2 protein-coding genes are annotated in these 3,014 nt (G+C 45.5%); both read right to left on the minus strand.

The genetic code is table 11. The annotated features are described in order from the left end of the window. On the minus strand, positions 1-2,210 hold a 2,210-nt coding region (locus AACQ21_RS05465; protein ID WP_105976772.1), incomplete at its 3' end, for a TolB. Positions 2,211-2,363: 153 nt separating this feature from the next. Beyond that, entirely contained in the window at positions 2,364-2,783 is a 420-nt protein-coding gene (locus AACQ21_RS05470) for a hypothetical protein (RefSeq protein ID WP_019280950.1), read from the minus strand. Between the last annotated feature and the right edge of the window lie 231 nt (positions 2,784-3,014).

The raw sequence follows: 3,014 nt of genomic DNA on the forward strand, positions 1-3,014 counted from the left end.
AATGCAGCCCCTGCCAGCCACTCATCACTGGCTTGTGTATAGCGCGTACCTTGAGGCGCTTTGATCAATGACTCTTTCTGCCAATAAGTTCCGATACCAAACGTTAAGTTATCATCGAGGCCATGCCATAAATAATTACGTTGTAACGTTAAGTCATCTTGACGGACAATGCGATCGTCTTTATTGGTCAATGGATTTAACTTAAACTCATGCTCTCGGCTGAGCGTCGCTTGCCAACGGTTGTCATATTGATACCCCAATTGGTACGTCGCCAACGCATTTTTTGTATCCCAAGCCGCTTGGATCTCATATTGATGTCGCCCTAACACATCTGAACCACTGGTCGAGAAACCAAGTAACGATTGGTTATCATCCCCTTGCCAAACGGGAACCCAATAACGTGGCGTTAAAGTCGACAACGGTGAGTAGTCGGTAGTGTCACTTTTTTCGACCTGAGATATCGGCGTCGAAGCAACGGATGTCACCTTGGAAAAGGAAGACAGCGGAGCCTCATTGAAAGCCGTCACCGCCGGAATGTGGCGCAAATGGTAACCATCATGCTCATAAGCTTGGTAGATAAGCCCTTGCGATTGATTCCATTGCGGAGAAAAAGCACCACCAATTTCATTGGTTAACTGCTCCAACTGCAAACTGGCCAAGTCCATTCGGTAGATCTGATAACGCCCCGTGTAATCGGCGCTGAACAGCAACTCACCCTCTTGGGTAAAACTCAATTGATGCTCGGTTGCTGATGTTTCAGTGACAGCCAACCAGCGCTGCTCTTTGGCGACAAAACGCATGATATTCCACGCGCTAGACGGCTGCTTCACGGAAGCATAAATGTCGCCAGTCGGAGACAGCGCCATATCACCGATAACCCAGCCGTATGTGCCTTGCCATAAGCGAGTTTGCTGCCCATCCAGCGTCACCTGCCATAATTCAGGCAACCCTTGTTCATGACGGGTAGCGAAAACACTTTGCCCATCTCGGCTCCAACGCACTTGGGTAAAGCGCTGTTGCTCGGTTAAACGCTGCCACTGCCCATCAACGTAGCGATAAAGATCATTCAACACTCGTCCATCAAGATAACTATTCACTTGTGACGCGACGATACCTTGCTGGGGATGAACATCGAGGCTAGTTAAGCTTTTTGTAGTCAATAAACGCTGCCATTGATTTTGCTTACTATCCCACATCGCTAAATTTGCTCGATCAACCCCATCACGACGCCAAGCCAGTAATTGCTCTGATCCACCATTGGCTAATAGATATTCAAACGGCTGGCTATCGAGAGATTGAGCCTCCGAAGGCTGTTCCTTACTTTGCACAATTTGATCTGAAAACTGCGTGATTAGATCGGCACGGAACTCTTGCCAAAGCGCAAAAAAGTCTTTACCAAAAGCACGTTGAGCGCTTCGGTTTAAGAAAACGCCCGGAATTAGGTAGCCACTGTAATCGCTTAAAAAATGTTGGAGTGCGTCTTCGCCATACGTTTTAGCTAAATAATCAATAAAATACGCGCCGTAGAGGTAATTACTGCCAAGCGGTAAACGTTTGTTCGCTACCACGATTTGGTTGAGATCAGCTAGTTGTCCGCTCGCCACTTCCATGCGCATTTGCATCGCAAAATGGCTATTGTGCAAACGTCCATAACCTTGTTCATTTTGGCTTTCCATGTAAACCGCTAACCCTTCTAACAGCATCGAGGGTGTCATTGCATGCGGGAAAAGCAGTGTGTGACGGCCAAAAATACGTCGAGCTCCGGTGACCGCACGCTCATTTAATTCCATATGAACAATGTGAGTGTATTCATGGCGGATGAGCATGTGCAACCATTCATCATTGCCTTCCAATCCATTGACATCGCTGGGGGGATTTAAGATCAAGCGAATTTGAGCATAAGGCAGCGGCGTTGCCCAACCGTTGGAATAGTCGTAGTCATCCACCAGCGTTAGGTGCGTTTTTTCAGCTGGCATCTTTGAGAATTGACTGGCAAGGTCTTGATGCACTTTCTCGGCAATATCTAACGAACGCGCCGCGTACTGGGCCAATTCACTGCGAAAGTGCACGATAAAATGTTGCGATTGTTGAGTCTGCCATTGCTGACCAGCTTGATCCCAAGCGACTGACTCAGCCAATACTGTTGGTGTATGCATACCCAAACAAACCATCAAACCCATAATGGGTGAGAGTACAAATTTTGCTGACATCGTTACAACAACCCTTTTCAATAATTTAAGTGCGGCGATTGTACGTTGAATGTGAAAAGGATTGGGTATCGAAATGTATGGCTTTGTCAGGATAAGGCCTGACTATCATTTGCCCCCCATTTAAGGAGATGGCACTTAACATTGCTAAGCAATCTATTTTATATCGCACTCTATTTGACTGATCGGAACGCTCGATTGACCAAAACAGACATAAGCGGTAATTGGTTGATTTACCTTCATTTTCACGTAGCCAGCTTTTACATCATCCTCTCGAAATCGAACCATATTGGACGTTGCTTCTGAACCATCGACATAAATCGCCGTGAAATCATCATTCATCCAAGCAACCACTTTGTCGTAACTCTGTTTGGTCTTAAACACGACCTCGGCGCAGCGAATAGGCGGATTGTCACGAACGCTGTACCCGCCAGAATGTTCAACCGCTTCAGAGCCATTGCTCACATCGTGTAACTGGCTGGAAATCACATCACACTGACTGTCAGCCGCATGGACATTAAATGCAATAAGCATAGGAATCACGTAATAGCTTGGCTTCATCTTCATAATAAACATTACTGACATCATAGGTATTTGTAAAAAATAATAGCTTTACCCTATTCAAAACCACCCAAAAATAACATCACTTAAAAGTAAACGTGGGTTAAATATCACTGAACACTGGAGTGATGCCGTTCTAAATAGAACATTTGTTATTTTTTTATGTGTATTAATTGGTTCTAGCTATGCGGTGCAAACCTAGAATCTAACAGGCTTATCATTGCATCACACCACATTGTTCAATTT

It is taken from the genome of Vibrio sp. V01_P9A10T6, assembly GCF_963877065.1.
In the GTDB taxonomy this organism is placed as follows: Bacteria; Pseudomonadota; Gammaproteobacteria; order Enterobacterales; family Vibrionaceae; genus Vibrio; species Vibrio anguillarum.

What these genes read in the sequence shown, in the direction of transcription:
- AACQ21_RS05470 (WP_019280950.1), bottom strand. Translation starts at nt 2,783, where the DNA reads ATGTTTATTATGAAGATGAAGCCAAGCTATTACGTGATTCCTATGCTT.